Below are 19,141 nucleotides of genomic sequence, written 5' to 3' on the forward strand. Positions count from 1 at the left end.
CAAAATTTATTAATTTATTCTTAGTGAAGCTAATTATAACACAATTTTATTTTAGACCAAACATTTTTTTTTTTTTTTTTGCAATAGGTTAATTTCAAAAAAATAAAAATTAAGATTTTAGCGTAAAAAAACCCGGATTTTAAACTAGGACAAAAAAAATTAACACTAAGGTGTTGGCTTTTTTGTTCGAGTTTAAGGAGAAAGCTAACACCCAAAGTGTTAGCTTTTTTTAAATTTTCAAATGCGATAAAAAGGAGAATACTAATGTCAAGACACTTTAAAAAAGACGAGTTTGATATGATTTATAAAATTTACAATGAATTTGGATTAAAAAAAACAATAAATTATATAAATGATATTTCGCCAGAAACAAATTTTATAACCAGAACACAACTACTTCGAAGAATCAAAAAAATTATTCGGTATTATAATAATGGTATGCAAGATCAATTATTAGATAAAAAAGGTGCGAACAGAAAGCCAGGGAGTGGCAAAAAACCTAAAAAACCAATTGAACCTGATTGAAACGAATTTACAAAAGAAGAATTAATAGTAATAGCTAAGAGATATTACGAAATCAATAAAAATAAATTAAAATCAGGAAAAATTAGTGAAGCCAAAACGCTAAGTATTCCCTATAGCAAATCTGCAAAAATTTTTAATGTATGCAGACAATCAGTGGCAAAATCTAAAACTAAAGTTATAAAAGTAAGGGAACACAAAAATGATGCAATAATTAAAAAATCCTTTCTTGATAACAAAGGTAGATATGGTCGCATAAGGTTGAGTGCTTATATTTCTATGAAATATAATATTGACATTAACGCTCGAAGTCTTGGAAGACATTTAAAAAGATTGAATTTAGTATGCAAAATTAGGAAAAAAAGAAGAAAGAGCGAAATTAAGAACACCAAATTCGCACTGCCGGATATTGTTAAACGCGATTACAATGATAAATTAAATAGAAATATTTTTGCTACTGATATTACATATATAAAAGCTCCCAGAGATGTTAAGGAAAACCATGTATTTTTGTCTGTAATAATTGAGCATAAAACTAAAAAAATCAGAGATTTTAAATTATCTGTAAGCAATGATCTTAATTTAGTTATGGATAATATAAAGACATTTAGGTCTATTGATAAAAATTTTGTTATTCATTCAGACCATGGATTTCAATACACTTCAAAAACCTATATTGACAAAATAAATAAAATGGGAGGAACTGTTTCATTGTCTCGCATAGGAAATTCTTTGGATAATAGGGAGGCTGAATACTGATTTTCGATTATAAAAAGTGAATGCTTAAACGAGTTAAACTACAGTAAAATAACTTTTGAAGATCTGAAAAAAATAATTGCAGATTATATATTTTGATACAACAACGATAGAATTCAATCGATTTTAAATTGAAAAACACCACAGCAATATGCTATGATGTTATAATAATATTAAACTGTTAATTTTTTTTGTCCTAGTTTATTTACGGGTATTTTTTAATATTTATATTCGCTAAAAAGTTAATTTTTGCCATCAAACTAGGAAACTCAGGAAAAAATTGATTATTTAGTCTAAAAAAATTAAATTAATTTAAAAAAAGTACGATTATAACCAATAACTTTTCCTTTTATTGCGCTAAGAACCTCAAATGATGTCAAAGGTTTAGTTAAATTTCGCGCAATTTGACTTCAGTCAATTACTTGATCAAGACCAAAAATTTCAAGTTGATATTTTCCTTGGCCATTTGTAAGACCAGGAAGATAAATAACGCCGTATTTTGCCTTAATAAATTCAAATTTTTCTGAAGAATCTAAATTAATTTTTTTAGCAATTGAATCAGCGCAAAAGGAACCAAAACTATTATAAACAGGAATTTCACTATCAAAAAGATCAAAACTATTTTTTCCAGCATTTAAAATAGTTTTATATTCATTAGTTTGTTTGATAATTCCAACCCGATTTCAGACATTTAGCCCAACGCCAAGCGAGAAATTTTCGGCAAAACTAGTTACCATTATTACATATTCTTTAATTTTATCAGAATCAGAATAAATTTCAATGTCAAAATTACGAGCACTAAAAAATGGACTAGCTCCTTGTTTGCCTAAAAATTCAATATCTAAAAGATGATAATCATTTTCTCTGGCAATTAGTGCTGATGAGCTAAAATTTATCGGTAAAAAATCAAGAAAAAAATTTTCTTGCTCTTTGGGCAACGGTGCATTTAATTCACTTTTGGAAATCTGTTTTTTTACAAGTAAATTATTTTCAACTTTTCCATGTGAACGGTATAAAAACGAAGTAATTCCAAAGTCAATAACGTGATTTTTAATTAAATCAAGAAAATCATCGTAAAATAAAGGTTTATTTTTCAAATCTTCTGGAATTATATTGTCAATATCAAGGGCAAAAACTTCAAGTCGATAGTTATGATCTTGAGCTGGCGGCAGTGGTCCAAAATAAACTCCATCTGGATGAGGTCGATAAAATGAATCAAGCAAATAATTATTTGCATGGCGGGTCATTGAATTTTCAAATTGATACATTTTATCTTGTCGCGAAAAAGAATCATCTCATTTTAGCTTGTTTTTTTTAATATTGGCCGCAACTCAATGAATAAAAACAAAACCTAATTCAGCAGTTGCTTCATAGTCAATTAAAGTAAGGGCATATGATTTTGCGCCTTTAACTTTGTCTCATTTTATAGGAAAACTTACCGAATTAGGGTATTTTTTACCTAAATTACCATTACCAAATTGGGTGTCTAAAACGCCGTTTTTAACGTCAGGAATATAAATTTTTATCATATTTTTTAGTCTTTATCAATATTTTTTGGATTAACTATTATAAAATTTTTATTTCTTTGATTATAATATTGGGCATATTTGTCTGGTAGGGACAGTTTTTTTAAATTTTGCTCAAGATCAATAGGTTGGAAAGGCAAAAGGTTACCACTTTTAAGAAAACCACTAATATTTATTCGTCTCTCAACGTAAAATATTTTTGGATTTTTAGGGTCTTGTTTTTTAATTTCATCTTCAAGCTGCGGTAAACTTGCACTATAAAGTCCGCCTCGATGGAAATTATTAGAATTTGTAAAAGGATATTTTTGGATTTTGTCAGTTAATTTATATTTATCAAAATCATGAATCATACCAATTTGTTGCGCTTCTGCTTCTTCTCTAGTTGGAGGACCTTGAACTGGCAAAGGCGAATTTTGTTGGAAAGTTGCGACTTTTTGGGATGAATTTTGTGAAAAAAGGCTTGGTTTTTGATCTATCAGGTTTTTTTGGCTTGTAGATTTAGGTTCATTTTGACTTTGACTTTGATTTTCAGATTGACTTTCAGCCTCAGGAGTATCAGGATTTTGGTCAATTATTCAATAAATACGATAAATTGCATCTTTTATTGTATTAGTTGACTCATCTACATGAGTTTTTTGGTCATTAAGAAAAAAAGCACGCGGTTGAACTTTATATTTTCGGCCATCTTTTGCTGTTATTGAATATTTTTCTAATTTCTCAGTTAGTTCTACTTTTTTTTGGTAATCTTTATCATTAAGAATCGGAAGATCCAAATTAGTTTTTAAATTATTTTCGATAATTTTACTAAGTGTATCCAAGATTTTATAATTATAATTTCATCAAAACAAATTTGAAACAGGTTGTCTGGTTGCTGCTTCTATCCCGTTAAGGATGAATTCAATCGTTGCAGGCCCGATTACAATTTGCTCATCTTCTTGTGTTTTGTTTTGATCTTTTTGGCCTGAATTTTCTTGAGCTTGCTGGTTTTGGGATTTAGCTTTTTCCTCTTTGTTCATTTTGACAATTAGTTTAGCAAGCTCTTTGACTATTTTATAGTATAAATATTCTTCTCTTAATTCCAAATTATTTACAGCAATACCTGATCCAAAATTTTCGGGTAAAAATTCAGGATATACCTTAAAATCTGTGGATTTTAAGTATTTTTCTTGCGATTGTTTTCATCGTTGTAAAAATTCAGAAGCTGTTAAATAAGAGGTGCCTTGATAATATTTTTTAACAATTTCAGGAAAATTAGGAGTTTTAGCAAGTTTTTCCAGTTTCTTTTTAATTACATCATCAGGTTCATTTTGAATAAAATTTTGAAAATCTAACCTTGAGCTAAATGCGTGAATTACATCCGCAAGGGCAGTATTTGCAATTTCTTGAGTTTCAATTGACAGGGGCACATTCAAAATTTCGGTTAATAAATTATATTTTTCTGGGCTAACGCTATTTGAAAAATTTTTAACATCTGAGCCTTGATTTTCGATGCATGAAACAACAATAAGCGGGAAAGACAAAGGAACTAAAGCCAAAGATTTTTTAAATTTTCATTTCATTTTTACACCTACTTCTAAGCCTTAAATAAAAAACTAAAAGAACCAAAGATTATTCTTTTAGTTTTTTCACATTTGTAAAATGATACCATATTTTTCAATTTATGAGTCACTTTTTACATAAATTTCTTCAAAACCATTGCGCCTTCAAAAAAATCCCCTAAACACATCATTATTTTGTAGTTTTGCGGAATTTTCGCGCTGATAAAAAGCTAAATTTGAATAGTATTCTTTTGAAAAAAATGGGATAATTCCGTCGTAAATTAGCTTCAGTGATTGTTTGTCTAAAACTATTTTGCAATTTTGGACAGGAAAAAAGATAAAAATAGCATCATCTGGTTTTTTTAAAACAGCTTTTATATCAAGACGAAAATCAATTTGGCGTAATTTCATTAGGATATTGAAATTATAAAAATTATGATCACCGTTAAAATTAAAAATTATTTCTTTTTTTTGAAAATCATTAAAATTAACAAGTTCTTCAAGAGTTTTTGCTTTTTTTATAACATATCCAGTTAATTTTGGCGAAAAAATCTTGAAAAAACTAGGAACAAGTCAATATCCATCTGATAGATGGTTGACTTTAACTTTATTAAAATTAGAAATTTTTTGACGCAAATTATTCATAATATTTTTCAAAAAAGTTTGCTATTCCATCATTGTCATTTGAGTCGGTAACCAAATTAGCTTTATCTTGGACTTCTTGACTAGCTTGACCCATTGCAATTGCTAATTTAACTTGTTCAAACATAGAAATATCGTTTCGAGCATCACCAAAAGCTAAACTTCTTTTGAGATCTAAATGATAATTTTCTTTTAGAAATTTAAGTCCTTGACCTTTATTTGAGCCAGAAATCATAATATCAATTACCGATGATTGGGATTGAACTAGATAAATTTGTTCAACATTTTGAAGTTGACTAATGGCTTTCTCAAAAAGGACAGGATCGCTATCACGTTTTATAAGTAAAAATTTTACTACATCAAGATTGAAAATTTGATCATCATTCAAACTTTGATAGTCATAAAATTTTAGCGGTAACTGTTCGGCTTCTGAAAAAATTTCATTTTGATTTTTAAGATAATCAAATCAAGGGCAAGTTGTATCTTTTTGGCTAAAAGCAAGCATATTTTTAGTTGTGTAAATTAAGAAAAATACTTGGTTTTGGGCTAAAATTTGAAAAATTTGTGAGACTTGATCTCCAGAGAAAACCTTGCTAAAAACAACATTTTCCTTTTTGTAATCATAAATTAATGAACCATTGCAACTTATTATCGGAAAATCAGGCTTTAGTGCAAAATAATATTTTTTTATAAAATATCAAGGGCGACCTGAACAAAAAATTATTTTTTTATTTTTTTCACGTAACTTTTTTATTGCTTCAACAGATTTTGGGCTAATTTCGTGATCAGATTTTAGCAATGTTCCGTCAAGATCAAAAATAAAATTATCAATATCTTTTAAAATAACTTTAATTTCATTAGTCTTTTTGTCCATAATATGCGTTTTTACCATGCTTTCGGTTATAGTGTTTTTTTTGTAGTGTTAAATTAGCTTGACTTTGATCAGGGTTTATTATTTTTGTATAAAGAGCCATTTTGGCAACTTCTTCAAAAGTCATTGCTAATTTAACAGCGTCGTCAGCAGATTTATTAGATCAGCAAAAAGGCCCGTGTTCTTTGACTAAAACAGCAGGAGTGGCTATAAAATCGAGATTATTTTTTTTGAAATGATCAACTATAACAACGCCAGTGTTATGTTCGTATTGACCATTAATTTGCTCATCACTTAAGGAATTAGTGCAGGGAATTGAACCATAAAAATTATCAGCATGCGTTGTTCCAAGGGCAGGGATTTCTTTGCCTGCTTGGGCTCAAGCAACCGCAAAAGGAGAATGGGTATGCACAATAGCCTTAATTCTTGGGTCGGCTTTATAAAGAAGTGAATGAGTTGGCGTGTCGCTTGATGGGTTTAAATTTGTCTCAAGAACATTGTTTTCAAGATCAACTGGAACCATATCTGAATATTTCATTTTTTCATAGGAAATTCCACTAGGTTTAATGACATAATAAGATCGATCTGAACTTATTGCTGAGACATTTCCTCAAGTATGAAGTGCTAATTTTGAATTATATAATAAAAGATTTGCTTCTAAAACTTGCTTTTGTAGTAAAATTAGTTCGTCTCTATCTTTGATTTTCATAAGCAATCCTTAAATTTTCTATAAAAAAATCACGTGCTTTTGCGATAATTTGGCTTTGTTTTGCCAAATTATCAGAAAGTGGCAAACTTTGGTCAAAATTTTCTTCTTTGTGCCACATTTCAATTACAAAAGGCACACTAATTTGTGCTTTTAAAATGTAGCTAAAAGCAGAAACAAAATCCACATCGCCTTGTCCGAATTCAAGATTTTTAAAAATTCCAGGGAGAGTATCTTTGAAATGAAAGGCGATAATTTCTGATTTTCCTAGTTTGATTTCTGCTTCTAAATCATTAGAAAAACGGGATAAATTACCTAAATCCGGGTATAAAAGCACACCTGAGCCAATTTGTTTTTGAAGATAAAGCAGTCTTGAGATTGTTCCGGCAAATTTTGTATCCATTGATTCAAAAGCGATTGTGATGCTGTATTTTTTTGCTAATTTAACAATTTTTTTCATTGTCTCAATGAAAAAAATCTCAGAATCAGGATGAGGTTGCTCATAATAAATATCATATGCAGCAAGTTGAATAATTCTAATTCCGAGATTTTTAGATAAAATTAGCGCTTTTTCCATAATTTCAAGCGCTTTCTGGCGGACATTTTCATCTTTTGCGCCAAAAGGAAATTTTCGGTGTAAAGACAAACACATTGAATTTATATAAAAATCATTTTCATATAAAGCATCACGAATTTCTTTAATTTGATTTTTAGAAAAATCAAGACGAGCAGCAAATTCATCGCTTTCATCAACAGACATTTCGATAAAATTAAATCCGGCTTTTTTTGCCACTTTAATTTTATCGACAAAAGTCAAACGTTTATCAATTGCTTTTTCGTAAATTCCTAAAGGAAAATTAATGTCAGTATTTTTTAAATTCATCCTTAAATTCCTTTGCTTTTTCTTCAGGATTTTCAGCATCACGAATTGAACGGCCGGCAATAAAAATGTAAATTGGGATATCTTTAAATAATTTAATATCCTCAACTTCAACTCCGCCAGTGATTGTAACTTTAAAGCCTAAATCAGCGAGTTTTTTTACAATATCAATATCTTTTTGGGCTCATTTAACCCCTGCTGCTTGTGAATCCCTAGCTCGATGCCAAACTACTTGTGGCACTCCAACTTTTTTTCAGTCTTGAACTTGATCTCAAGTAAAATTATTTGTCATTTCAACTTGAATTTCAGTACTTTTTCCATTTTTTTCAGAATAAACGTGCGAAAGATCAACTAAATCTTTAATTGTCGGAGTTTCAGCTGCGCAAATTGCAGTTGTAAAATCAGCCCCTGATTCAAAGAACATTTTTCCAAAAACTTTCCCGGCATCAGCTATTTTACCGTCAGCTACAATTATTTTATCGGGAAAACTTTTCCGAAGTTCAGAAATAGCTTTTTTACCTTCAGCAGCTAGTAAAATTGTTCCAACTTCGATAACATCAATATATTTTTCTGCTTTTTTAGCAGCTAATATTGCTTCTTCGATAGTTTGATTATCGAGTGCAATTTGTAAAAGTGGGAGTGCCATGTTTGTTCCTTTCCTTATAAATTTATATATAAATTATACAATTTTTTAGGATTTTTAGATCATTTTTGGCAAAATTATCGGTCATGATTTAAATTTTTGAATATTAGATCATTTTTTTATTAATCATTAAAAATGCTAATTAGTTTTTTGGCTAAAGTATTTTTTTAAACTAATTTCACGAGTTCCCCAGTTTGATGAGATACCTTAAAAAAGTGTCCTAGTTTATTAGTTTTGGGCGCTTTTTTAACTTTTTTGGCAAACTCAGAAAAAATAACTATCAACTCAAAAACACTGAATTTTAAATCTAACCATCACGAATGAAAAATCTACTTATTAATCAAATAAGGCAAACTAAAAAAGCTAAAATTTTGACTTAAAAAGCAAAATTATGAAATTTTTAAACTACTTTTTTAGCTTAAAAACACTGGCAAAAATCAATTGATGAATAAACAACAAAAATCATAAAAAAATACAACTACTATTTAAACTCAATGCAAATAGAAAACTCATTTTATTTACATTGAGCCTAAAAAAACATATGAAGTTTTGAAAGAACAATAATTAAAAGCCTTAAATTTGTAGATTTCTAAACGGTTAAATTTAAGGCATTCCATTATATTTAAAGCCATAATGGAAAAAATGGCATTATCTGAGTTTATTGCGCAAAAAACATAATCAAGCCCCCCTAATTCAATATCAAAATTTATTAATTTATTCTTAAGTGAGTTTTATTATAACATAATTTTATTTTACACCAAGCATTTTTTTTTTTTTTTTGCAAAAGGTTAATTTCAAAATTATAAAAATTAGGATTTTAGCGTCAAAAAACACGGATTTAGCGGTATTTTTGCCTATTTATATTCGCTAAAAAGTGAATTTTTGCCATCAAACTGTCAAACTCAGGAAAATAATCGATCATGATTGAAATTTTTGAAATATTAGATCATTTTTTATCAATTATTAAAAATGCTAATTAGTTTTTTGGCTAAAGTGTTTTTTTAAACTAATTTTTTACAGGAAGATTTACTAAACAATAAAGTAAAAATATCATATATATAATTTATATTTATTATATATGTACCTAAATTTTATGCTTGACAAAAATAAATTTTTTTTGTTTCTTTATTTTTAAAAAAAGTGTATAATTTCATACAGGTAAAAAATGATGCAATCAAAAAACTCTATTAAAAAAGCAAAACAAATTAACATTATGAACTCCAATGTTAATTTTAAGTTTGCCATTTTTTAAAATAGTAGTTTTTGACTCAATTTGTTCATAACATTAAGTTATATAGGATAAAAAACAAAAGCTACTATCAAAAAAAGATAGTAGCTTTTGTTTTAAAAAAGGAGGGAAATGAAAAAACTTTTTATCGGTTCAGTACTTAGCGTTTTTTCAGCAGGTGTTTTTGTTTCGTGTTCAATTCAGCCTGCTTGAGAAAGACAGGAATGAATTACGACTGTTAATTCTGCCACTTCGGCTCCTGGTGCATTTAAAACTTGAACTAACACTTTTACCTCGCCTTCAATCGCTAGTTCGTATTATACGGCTTCTTATTTAGTCCAAACTGTTTATGAAAATAGCGTTGAAATCAAACAAGATGGAATTAGCGAAGAATCCAAAGAAAAACTTGATAAAAGTTTTAATTATTCGATTGCAAAGCCAACATATAGTTATGAGTCTTTTGTTAATGCCGCTGCAATTGTAGTACGAAAAAAAGACGGTACTGAGCTAGTTTTTGACAGTGATGCTCATGAAAAAGGCTATCTTGAACCTGGTCAGACAACCAATTCGCTTGTTATTAAATTAACATCAGACCAAAAAAATTCAATTAATTCTGACTTTTTTGTCCAAGCGCTTGATGAGGCTGAATCAATTCATTTTTTCTTAAAAAATGACGTAAAATGGGTAGATTATCAAGGCAATCCAAGCCAATATACTCTAAAACCTGAGGATTATTACTACGGATTTAAAGCCCAAAGACTTTCAGATCCACAATATCGGGCAAATGTTGGCGGCAGCAAGCAAATTGACGAAGAAGCCCAGAAAAAAATCCCTAATTTTGATCCAAAGTCAACATATTTTACAAATACGATTATTAACTGGTATTTATTAGATCTTTTTGGACTAGATTTGGCTGATTTGGATGATGAAAATAAATATATTGAACAATACAAAGGTACAAACGCTAATTTTCAAGGGCAAAAATCGGTAAGTTTTTATAAAGGTGCTTCAAAAGACAAAGTATTTTTTAACGGATTTTACCAAAAGTCAATACTTGGTGGGATGCTTTTCCCGGCGCCTTCTGGATTTATCGACAAACGAAATAGTGATACTCAAACTATAAAAGATGGAAAACCAACAGGTCGTTTTGGCGAAACTGGCGAGGCCTTGAAATACGGAGCCTATTGGTATGGCGAAGATTTTAAAAAAGATCAACTTTTTGTCTCACCATATACCCAACTTAGTCAGGAAACTAATCGTGAAACTTGAAAAATCAATAAATATTACCCACGAACTGGCTGAAAAGATCAATTACCTTATGTTTTTAACAAAATTACTACTCTTTATTCTCAATACGCTAGTGCTTCTGCTTTTGAAAATGCCAAATTCAATTCTTATCGTGAACAGACAGTATTGGCTATCGGTTTTGATTCGCTAAATGATTCAATTAAAAATTTAGTCTCAAGTGATCAAGAAAGATACGGTTGAAGACTCAAAAAAGCCGAAGATAAAGACCAATTACACAAATGGTATTATTCTGCACTTGTCCCAGGTTCGCTAAAGCAAAATTTTAGGGCCGAAGTTGGGGTGACTTTCGATGAAAAATACTATGGATTTAACGATAATTTTGCAAAATTAAATTTTGGCGCTTCGCTTGCTGATATTGCAAAAGGAAATGCCAAAGTTGTTGAAAATCTTGTCTCAGGACCAAGTCTTGAATTTCGGCTAATAATTGCAAATGCCTGAAATTTATACACAACAGCCCAATCAATTTCTAACTCAAGTTTACCTTGATACAATTTTGTTGCCCCTGATAACAAAATCACTTCAAAACCTGATTCAAAAACGCCGCGAGATTTTTACCAAGAAGCAAACACAATTAAACTTGTTGACCAAACAGGGGAGATATATTATACCAAAAACCCTGAAGATGAAAAGAAAAAAAATTTTGAAAATGTCAGTGATGCAACTAAACAATTCCAGGCACCCCAATTTGAGATGTTAAAAGCGCGAATGAAAGCTTTGCTTGATGATTTTTATGCCAAAAATAACATTCCTGCTGACCAAAAAGTTGAATGAACAAACCACAGTTTTTTTGTAAACTCTGGAAACAAAGAAATTGCCGCAATTACTAACGGCGCAAAAGCGATAATGGATCTTGATCGACGACTAAAAATTAACGTAATTTGGCCAATAACAGACAGAACTCGCCGGGCAAATTATTTACTAACTCGAACTGGCGGGGTTGATTTTGGTGGTTGAGGCTATGATTATGACGGAATTGGATCGGTTTTAGATGGTAAAATTCAGCGAAATGGGGTGGGTTATGCAATGCTTTCAGCTATTTATGCCCTAGGTCCTGAGTCAAAAATAGCAAAATCCTATCCGCACGTGTATCGTTATGCTCTTGGAGTTAAAGATTTTTTTGATAAATTTGCCCAAAAAGGTTATATAAGAGAGTTTAAAGATTGAAAAGATGGCACAAATTCACCTGATTTTGGCGCCCATGACCAACACTTAGCCCCAGATCTTACTCATTTTTTTACTGGTGAAGTCAAAGAAGTCCCTGATCCAAATGATGCAACTAAAAAAATTATGGCATACAAAACTTTTGTCGATACAATTAATGAAAACCAAAAAAGTGACCAAGAAAAAGTGTCTTTTGACTTTCATGCCCAATCAGCAATTTTCAATTTAACTTATCAAGAAGAACATACCGATGAAGAACTAATTAAATTAACTGCTGAACTAAGCTCACTTTTAGGTTTTGGACTTAATGATCTTTTGAATGTGCCATCTTCAACTCCTTATGCATTTTTAGAAAATACAAATATTTCAATTCCCTATGCAAACAACACTTATTCAGGTTATGTTCCGCCTGACATGATTTCGATTATTCCACTAAAAGAAAAACACCAAAACTTAACTAAAAAAGGAACAAATTAGCAATGATTTTAAAATATACTCTTAAACGATTAGGACTTGCGCTTTTAACTTTTGTGGCAATTTATATTTTAGTTTTTGTTTTACTTGCTAATTTTTCACCTGATCCTTTTGGCGATGTTATCGACAGAGGGGGACAAGGATCAGACCAGGCCAAAAAAATCGCTGATTTACACGCAAAATATTATTTTGACCAGCCAACCTTGACAAGACTGGCTTATTATACAGCCGATATTTTTCAAGGAAATTTTGGCGCACGGTTTAAAACCGGTGAAGATGGCAAAATTCCTGAATTATTTTTCATGCCTTTGCGCTATACAATTTTAGTTTCCTTGCCTTCATTTTTAATAAGTAGCACTCTTGGATTAATTCTTGGAACAATTGCTGCTTATCGGCGTGATCGACTTGAAGATGCAGCAATTTCGGGAATTTCAACTTTTTTTGTTGCAATTCCTTCGTTTGTGCTAGCGCCTTTTGTTGTTTTAATTGCAATTCAAATTGGACTTCCTTTTGAGTTTAAAGATGCCGAAACTTACGGTAGTCTAACTTCTTTTGCCTCACTTTTGCCGCCAATTTTTGTCTTTAGTATTACTTCGGTTGCTGGTTATGTTTTTTTAGTTCGAAACCAAGTTATTAGTGTTTTGTCGTCTGAATACATTTTGATCGCAAAAGCAAAAGGGCTTTCAAAATTAGACATTTTTGTCAAATATGTCTTAAAAAACGCCGCAATTCCGCTTGTAAGATCACTGATTTTTTCTTATATTATTCTCCTTTCGGGTTCAATTGTTCTTGAGCAATTCTTCAGAATTCCCGGTTCTTCAACCGTTTTAGTTAATGCTGCTTTTGATGGCGAAATTAATATTTCAATGTTTTCAATTATTTTCTTTACTTCACTGTCATTAGTTGTTGATATTATTGGTGATTTAAGTTATGTTTTTATGGATCCGCGAATTTCTTTTGGTCAAGACTCGCCAATAAGTTACTGAGCACGAATTAAAAATTGAAAAGCACGTAATTATCGCGCCGGGGAGGAAAAAAATGCTCGATCCTAAAGAATTTAACCAAAAATATAATCTCAAAGAAAACCAGACAAAACTGTTAAAATTAGCTAGTTTTTCCGAAAAAAACTACCAAGTAACGGGAAAAATTGTTGAACTCTGAAAAGATACAGTCCAAAAATTTTTCAAGTCAAAAATCTCACTTATTTCCACCCTTTTATTTCTTAGTGTTTTAATTATTGCGATTTTTACAATAATTTTTAGCCCATATAGTGTCGATAAACCAATTTCAAATGCTGATCCTTCGCTTGTCTATGAACAGCTTCCCAGCACTTTAGGGACAATAAAAACAACAATTTCAACCGATATTCTTGAAAAAATTCGGGCAATCGAGGTTGAAAAAAATATTAGTCTAATTCAAGGTTCAACAAAAGAATTATTTCCAAATCGTTGAGAAATTAACGTCAATCCTTATCAAGTTATGAGCGCACTTGAAAATGGTAAGAATTTTATTTCGCTAGTTGGAACTGACCAATTTGGCCGTGATATTTGACTTAGAACTTGACAAGGGACTCTAAATGCACTTGGAATTTCAGTGCTTATTGCTTTAATTCAATTTTTAATCGGAATTACGCTCGGAACTTATCTTGGTTATCATATCGGAAGCTGAATTGACAATATTGTTCTTAGAATTATTGACATTTTTGGCTCAATTCCTTGAATTATAATCTTTATTATTTTTATTGCAATTTGAGGACCTCATACAATCACAATTATTATTCTTTTATCACTTACAGGCTGAACAGTTCCAACTTATCAAGCGCGATCTTATACTGTTATTGTCAAAGATGAAGAATATATTTATGCAGCAAAAGTAATTGGGGCTTCAAAATTCAGACAAATTTATTCACACATTTTACCAAATATTCTCGGAAAATTACTCTCAACTTTTATTGCAAGTATTTTTTCATCAATTTCAACAATAGCCTCACTTGCTTTTCTTGGATTTTTAAAAGAAGGTCCTGATTCAGCAGCAAATTTAGGACTAATTATTAATTCATCAGTTCCTCTGGCCGACAAAAATCCAATTGCTCTACTTTTACCTTCAATGGTTTTAGTTGCCTTAGCTGTTACAAGTCGATTTATTGCCAACGGAATTCATGATGCGCTTGATCCTCGTGTTGGAGGCAGAAAATAATGGAAAAAAAACGAATTTTAGACGTAAAAAATCTTCGTGTTAGTTTCAAAACCGGTAAAAAAGAATATCTTGAAGTTATAAGAGGTATTGATCTTAGTGTTTATTCGGGCCAAATTGTTGCTTTTGTTGGCGAGTCAGGTTCGGGAAAATCTGTCTGTTCAAGATCGCTTTTAGGAATCAATAATTTTGCAAAAACAAGTTCAACAAAAATGGAAATTGACGGCATTGATGTCTCAAATTTCAAAAAAGACTATCAGTGACGGCAAATTCGTGGTCAAAAAATTGGCTATATTCCTCAGGACCCTTTGGTTGCCCTAAATCCAACCCGGACAATTGGCAAACAATTGCTCGATGGCCTCAAAAACGACAAACGCTTTAAGTCAAAGCAAGAAAAAATTGACTTTTTAGTTAAGCTGCTTGAATCTTTTGGACTTGAAAATGCCAAAAATCGCTTTTATTCTTATCCACATACCTTATCTGGGGGAATGAAACAACGGGTAGTAATTGCAATGGTAGTAGCCGCTCAACCTTCAATTATTATTGCCGATGAGCCCACCACCGCCCTTGATCCGACAGTTCAGTCTTCTGTTTTGGCACTTTTAGATAAAATTCGCCATCAATATAAAGTTTCAATTATTTTTATTTCCCATAATATTTCAATAGTTGCTAAATTTTGTGACTATATTTATGTAATGTATGCTGGCCGGGTTGTTGAAAAAGGAACTCGCCAAGATATTTTTACAAACCCAAAACACCCTTATACTTGAGCACTAATTTCGGCAATTCCGGAGGGTTCAAAAAAAGAAGAACTCTATACAATTAGTGGTTCACCGCCTGATTTAAGAAATCTAACAGCTGGCGATCCTTTTGCGCCAAGAAATGAATATGCTCTTGAACTTGATTTTGAAAAAGAACCGCCACTTATTAAAATTTCAGAGAGCCATTATGCTGCAACTTGACTTTTACATCCTTCTGCGCCAAAAGTTGAACTAAATCCTGAATTAAAAATGAGAATAAAATTATTTAAAGAAGTATTATAATGGAAATTGCATTACAGACAAAAAAATTAGAAAAATATTTTATAAACAAATTTGCAACCGTCAAAGCTGTTGATGGAATTAATTTATTGCTAAAAAAAGGACAAATTTTAGGCATTATTGGTGAGTCAGGTTCAGGAAAAACCACAATTGGTCGCTGCCTTGTTCGTCTTTATGAAAATTTTGGTGGTCAAGTTCAACTTTTAGGTCAAATTATTTCGGGTAAAAAACTCTCACGCAAACAAAACCTATTTTTACGAAAAAACATGCAAATGATTTTTCAAGATCCTTTTTCTTCACTTAATCAGCAAAAAAATATTTACTCAATTTTAAAAGAAACACTCGTAATTAACGGCGTAATTAAAGCCAAAATCAAAGATATTTTTCTTGACTGAAATGATCTAATTTTTCATTTTAAACGCACTCTTGAAAAAAAATATCTTGAAATTGAACTTTTAATGCTTCAAGGTCAAAATCACGAACTTGAGCAATTTTTTGACTACTGACAAGAGCAAATTAAAATAATTGAAGATGAACTTGAAAAATTTAGTCCACAAACTGATAATCAAAATTTAAATAATGAATTTTTTAGTCAATATTTACTTTATTTTGAACGCAAACAAAAACTTTTTGGCAGTATTTATAATTTAGCTTATGAAAATGTGGCAAAATTACACGATTATTTTTACGAAATTCAAAAAATTTACCGTAAAAAAGAGCAAGCAAAAGTTGAGGCCGAATATCGTCAAGCACTCAAAGATGTCGAAGATCTAAGATCGCTAATTAAAGCCCAAAAATCATTTTTCAAAAAAACACTCAATGAATCAGGGATTAATTTAAAAAAACAAGCAAGTCAAGAACTATCTAAATTCACAGATCAAAACAATTTAGTTTCATCTTATATTGCTGAATTTTTTTACGAGTACAAAATTGCAAATAATAATGCTCTAACTTCAACTGATCTTAAAAAATATTCCTTTTTTAAAAAACAGGCAATAATAAATTGCCAAATTAGTAAATTTTTGCGCCATCACAGTCGAAAAATCTGGGAGAAAAATCTATTTTCCTTTTTGGAAATTAACCAAATCGAGCAAATCATTGAAACTTTGAATACTTTCAAAAAAACAATGTCAGAAAATTATAAAGACGTAATTTTTGACAAAACTAACGTAAAAAATTACATCAGCACAAAAGACTTTCGTGCTAAAATTTCTAGTCATCTTTTAAAAATTGAATTAAATACTTATCTTGAGACTGCAAAGAAAAATAAGCAAATTTTTGCTCAAAAAGTCAACTTTAAGACAAAATATCTCCAATTTAAAAATATTTATACTATTAATAAAGAAAGAGGAAATTCTAACGCTGACAATATTAAAAAACTTGCTGAGTTAGAAGAAATTTTGGCAAAAAAACAAGCTGAATATGATATAATTAAAAACGAATTTATTCAAAATTACAACAATTGACACAGCGAGCAAATGAAAGAAATTAGTTTTCAAAGACAAGCCCAAACTGATTTTTTTAGCAAAATTTCGCTCTTAGAGAAAAAAGTTCATGCAATTCACCAAAAATTTATTGCAAAAATTAAATCTGTCGGCCAATTTAGCGACCAAATTGGCAATATAAGTACCCGTTTTAACGAAAAAATCGCAATAATTAAGACGCTTAATGTTGAAAAAGTCAACATTAAAAATGTTTATAAAAACATTCAACTTTTTTATGGAATCAAAAAAGCGCCTTCATTTTTCTTGCTAAAGCGTTCAATTAAGAAATTTATTCTCAGCGAACTAATTTATGAAGCACTTGAAAATGTTGGACTTTTACGCTCATTTGCCTACCGTTATCCTCATGAGTTTTCTGGTGGTCAGCGTCAACGGATTGCTATTGCCCGAGCTTTAATTGTTGAGCCAAAAGTTATAATTGCTGATGAGCCAATTGCTTCACTTGATATTTCAATTCAGGCACAAATTATTAACTTGTTAAAAAAATTAGTTAAAGAAAAAAATCTTTCCTTAATTTTTATAGCCCACGATCTTTCTGTTGTTGAATATCTTGCTGATGAAGTTTTAATTATGCATGCTGGCAAAATTGTCGAAAAAGGTAAAACTGACGAAATTTTCCAAAATCCAACTCATCCTTATACAATTAATTTATTAAATTCAATCCCGAAAATTTCAAATGCTCACATTCCTTTTAGTCCAATTTTATTTAATAATGTTTATCTTGAAGAACAAAAATTTCCTAATGTTATTGAAGAATTAAAATTAACCCAAAACCATTTTGTCTATGGTACTAAAAAACAACTTGATTCTTGAACTTTAAAAAAAAGTTAAAACTGGCCAAAAATAAGTAATTTTTAGTCTAAAAACTTAAAATACTAAAGTTTACTAATATTATTTTTGATCATTTAGATCTTAAAAAAGCCCGCGACCGTGGATTTACTAGCAGTGCTTTTGGTCAAATCTTCAAAGAATTCAACATTCACAAAAAAGAACCTTAAATAAACTTCAATAAACAAATAAATTACCCCTTGAGTTTTAGCCAAGGGGATTTTATTATTTTAAAATTAACTCATTGCAAAAAAAAAAAAAAAATGTTTGGACTAAGAAAAAAATATGTTATAATAAGCAACACTAAGAATGAATTAATAAATTGATATTGAATTAGGGAGGATTTGATTATGTTTTTAGTTTGAAAAAATTAGATATTGCGAATCCCGAGTTTCCCAGTTTTAAGGCAAAAATTCACTTTTTAGTGAGTATAAAAATGAAAAAACACCCGTAAATCAATGTTTTTTTGAACGTAAAACCTTAATTTATATTAATGCATTTAATTGCATTTTAAGTAATTTTATGGTATAATTATAAATTATGAAAAAACAAAATAAAGATGGTTTTATTGAAGTAAACAAATTGTTTGGCAAAAAACCTAAATATTTTAAGGAAATTTCAAACATGAAATTTTAAACAAGTTATTTGGAAACAATCAATACTTTGATATCTTAATAAATTACTAATAAAATTGTAATTAACTTTTACCAAAAAACTTAAAAAATTGCCTAAAACCGGATGCTTTTTTGAAATTACCTTGTCAAACTGGGAAACTCAGGAATAAGCAACACTAAGAATGAATTAATAAATTGATATTGAATTAGGGAGGATTTGATTATGTTTTTAGTTTGAAAAAATTAGATATTGCGAATTATCCATTATATTTTTAAATATGATGGAATGCCTTAAATTTACCCGTTTAGAAATCTATAAATTTATGGCTTTTGATTATTGTTCTTTCAAAACTTCATATGTTTTTTTAGGCTCAATGCAAATAAAAATGAGTTTTCTATTTGCATTGAGTTTAAATAGTAGTTGTATTTTTTCGTGATTTTGTTATTTTGTCCTTAAATTAATTTTTGCCGGGGCGGTTTAACTAAAAAAGTAGTTTAAATATTTCATAATTTTGCTTTTTAAGTTAAGACTGGCCAAAATAACTAATTTTTAGTCTAAAAATTTAAAATACTAAACTTTTTTGTTGATAAAAACTTTTATGCTGGAAAATTTGAAAAAATTCTTTTTTTTGCCAATTTTTAATGTATAATTAATTGTTGTATTTTTAATTAAGTATCTTTATTTTTTTATCTAAACAACCCGAAAATC

General features: G+C 29.9%; 13 protein-coding genes. 6 read left to right on the top strand and 7 right to left on the bottom strand.

Annotated elements, in window-relative coordinates:
* The first annotated feature begins 264 nt into the window (after positions 1–264).
* Positions 265–1,446 (top strand): IS3 family transposase, encoded by a 1,182-nt coding sequence (locus tag U3G01_RS01595; RefSeq protein ID WP_326564828.1) that lies wholly within the window; start codon positions 265–267, stop codon positions 1,444–1,446.
* A gap of 134 nt (positions 1,447–1,580) precedes the next feature.
* Here U3G01_RS01595 and U3G01_RS01600 read toward each other — a convergent pair whose 3' ends face one another.
* From U3G01_RS01600 to U3G01_RS01630, 7 genes are all read right to left on the bottom strand, one after another.
* Positions 1,581–2,807 (bottom strand): YbhB/YbcL family Raf kinase inhibitor-like protein, encoded by a 1,227-nt coding sequence (locus U3G01_RS01600; RefSeq protein ID WP_255030968.1) that lies wholly within the window; start codon positions 2,805–2,807, stop codon positions 1,581–1,583.
* Positions 2,808–2,812: 5 nt separating this feature from the next.
* The gene (locus U3G01_RS01605) at positions 2,813–4,363 is read right to left on the bottom strand and encodes a hypothetical protein (RefSeq protein ID WP_255030970.1); all 1,551 of its coding nucleotides are present in this window, start codon (positions 4,361–4,363) and stop codon (positions 2,813–2,815) included.
* Between the two features lie 99 nt (positions 4,364–4,462).
* Positions 4,463–4,987, bottom strand: a complete 525-nt coding sequence (locus U3G01_RS01610) for an MPN499 family protein (protein ID WP_069097448.1) — start codon at positions 4,985–4,987, stop codon at positions 4,463–4,465.
* Complete coding sequence (locus tag U3G01_RS01615) at positions 4,980–5,858, bottom strand: HAD family hydrolase (protein ID WP_255030972.1); 879 nt, start codon at positions 5,856–5,858, stop codon at positions 4,980–4,982. The genes U3G01_RS01610 and U3G01_RS01615 overlap by 8 nt, the downstream gene beginning before the upstream one ends.
* Entirely contained in the window at positions 5,842–6,564 is a 723-nt protein-coding gene (locus U3G01_RS01620; RefSeq protein WP_255030975.1) for an L-ribulose-5-phosphate 4-epimerase, read from the bottom strand. The genes U3G01_RS01615 and U3G01_RS01620 overlap by 17 nt, the downstream gene beginning before the upstream one ends.
* Positions 6,548–7,444: an L-ribulose-5-phosphate 3-epimerase gene (locus tag U3G01_RS01625; protein ID WP_255030977.1), complete on the bottom strand. Its 897-nt coding sequence runs from the start codon at positions 7,442–7,444 to the stop codon at positions 6,548–6,550. The genes U3G01_RS01620 and U3G01_RS01625 overlap by 17 nt, the downstream gene beginning before the upstream one ends.
* Positions 7,419–8,087 (bottom strand): 3-keto-L-gulonate-6-phosphate decarboxylase UlaD, encoded by a 669-nt coding sequence (locus tag U3G01_RS01630; RefSeq protein ID WP_069097442.1) that lies wholly within the window; start codon positions 8,085–8,087, stop codon positions 7,419–7,421. Before U3G01_RS01630 ends, U3G01_RS01625 begins: the two co-directional genes overlap by 26 nt.
* A 1,357-nt stretch (positions 8,088–9,444) precedes the next feature.
* On the opposite strand from U3G01_RS01630, the gene U3G01_RS01635 reads away from it, so the two are divergent.
* From U3G01_RS01635 to U3G01_RS01655, 5 genes are read left to right on the top strand one after another with little or no spacing between them, the layout of a single operon-like run.
* The gene (locus U3G01_RS01635; RefSeq protein WP_255030978.1) at positions 9,445–12,258 is read left to right on the top strand and encodes an OppA family ABC transporter substrate-binding lipoprotein; all 2,814 of its coding nucleotides are present in this window, start codon (positions 9,445–9,447) and stop codon (positions 12,256–12,258) included.
* 2 nt (positions 12,259–12,260) lie between these two features.
* Entirely contained in the window at positions 12,261–13,307 is a 1,047-nt protein-coding gene (locus tag U3G01_RS01640; protein WP_255030980.1) for an ABC transporter permease, read from the top strand.
* Positions 13,294–14,451, top strand: coding sequence for an ABC transporter permease (locus tag U3G01_RS01645; protein ID WP_255030982.1), 1,158 nt, complete (start codon positions 13,294–13,296; stop codon positions 14,449–14,451). Before U3G01_RS01640 ends, U3G01_RS01645 begins: the two co-directional genes overlap by 14 nt.
* Positions 14,451–15,491, top strand: a complete 1,041-nt coding sequence (locus U3G01_RS01650) for an ABC transporter ATP-binding protein (protein WP_069097827.1) — start codon at positions 14,451–14,453, stop codon at positions 15,489–15,491. The genes U3G01_RS01645 and U3G01_RS01650 overlap by 1 nt, the downstream gene beginning before the upstream one ends.
* The gene (locus U3G01_RS01655) at positions 15,491–17,821 is read left to right on the top strand and encodes an ATP-binding cassette domain-containing protein (RefSeq protein ID WP_308700461.1); all 2,331 of its coding nucleotides are present in this window, start codon (positions 15,491–15,493) and stop codon (positions 17,819–17,821) included. Before U3G01_RS01650 ends, U3G01_RS01655 begins: the two co-directional genes overlap by 1 nt.
* The last annotated feature ends 1,320 nt before the right edge of the window (positions 17,822–19,141 follow it).

The sequence above is a fragment of the Mesomycoplasma ovipneumoniae genome (assembly GCF_035918255.1).
Lineage (GTDB): Bacteria > Bacillota_I > Bacilli_A > Mycoplasmatales > Metamycoplasmataceae > Mesomycoplasma > Mesomycoplasma ovipneumoniae_A.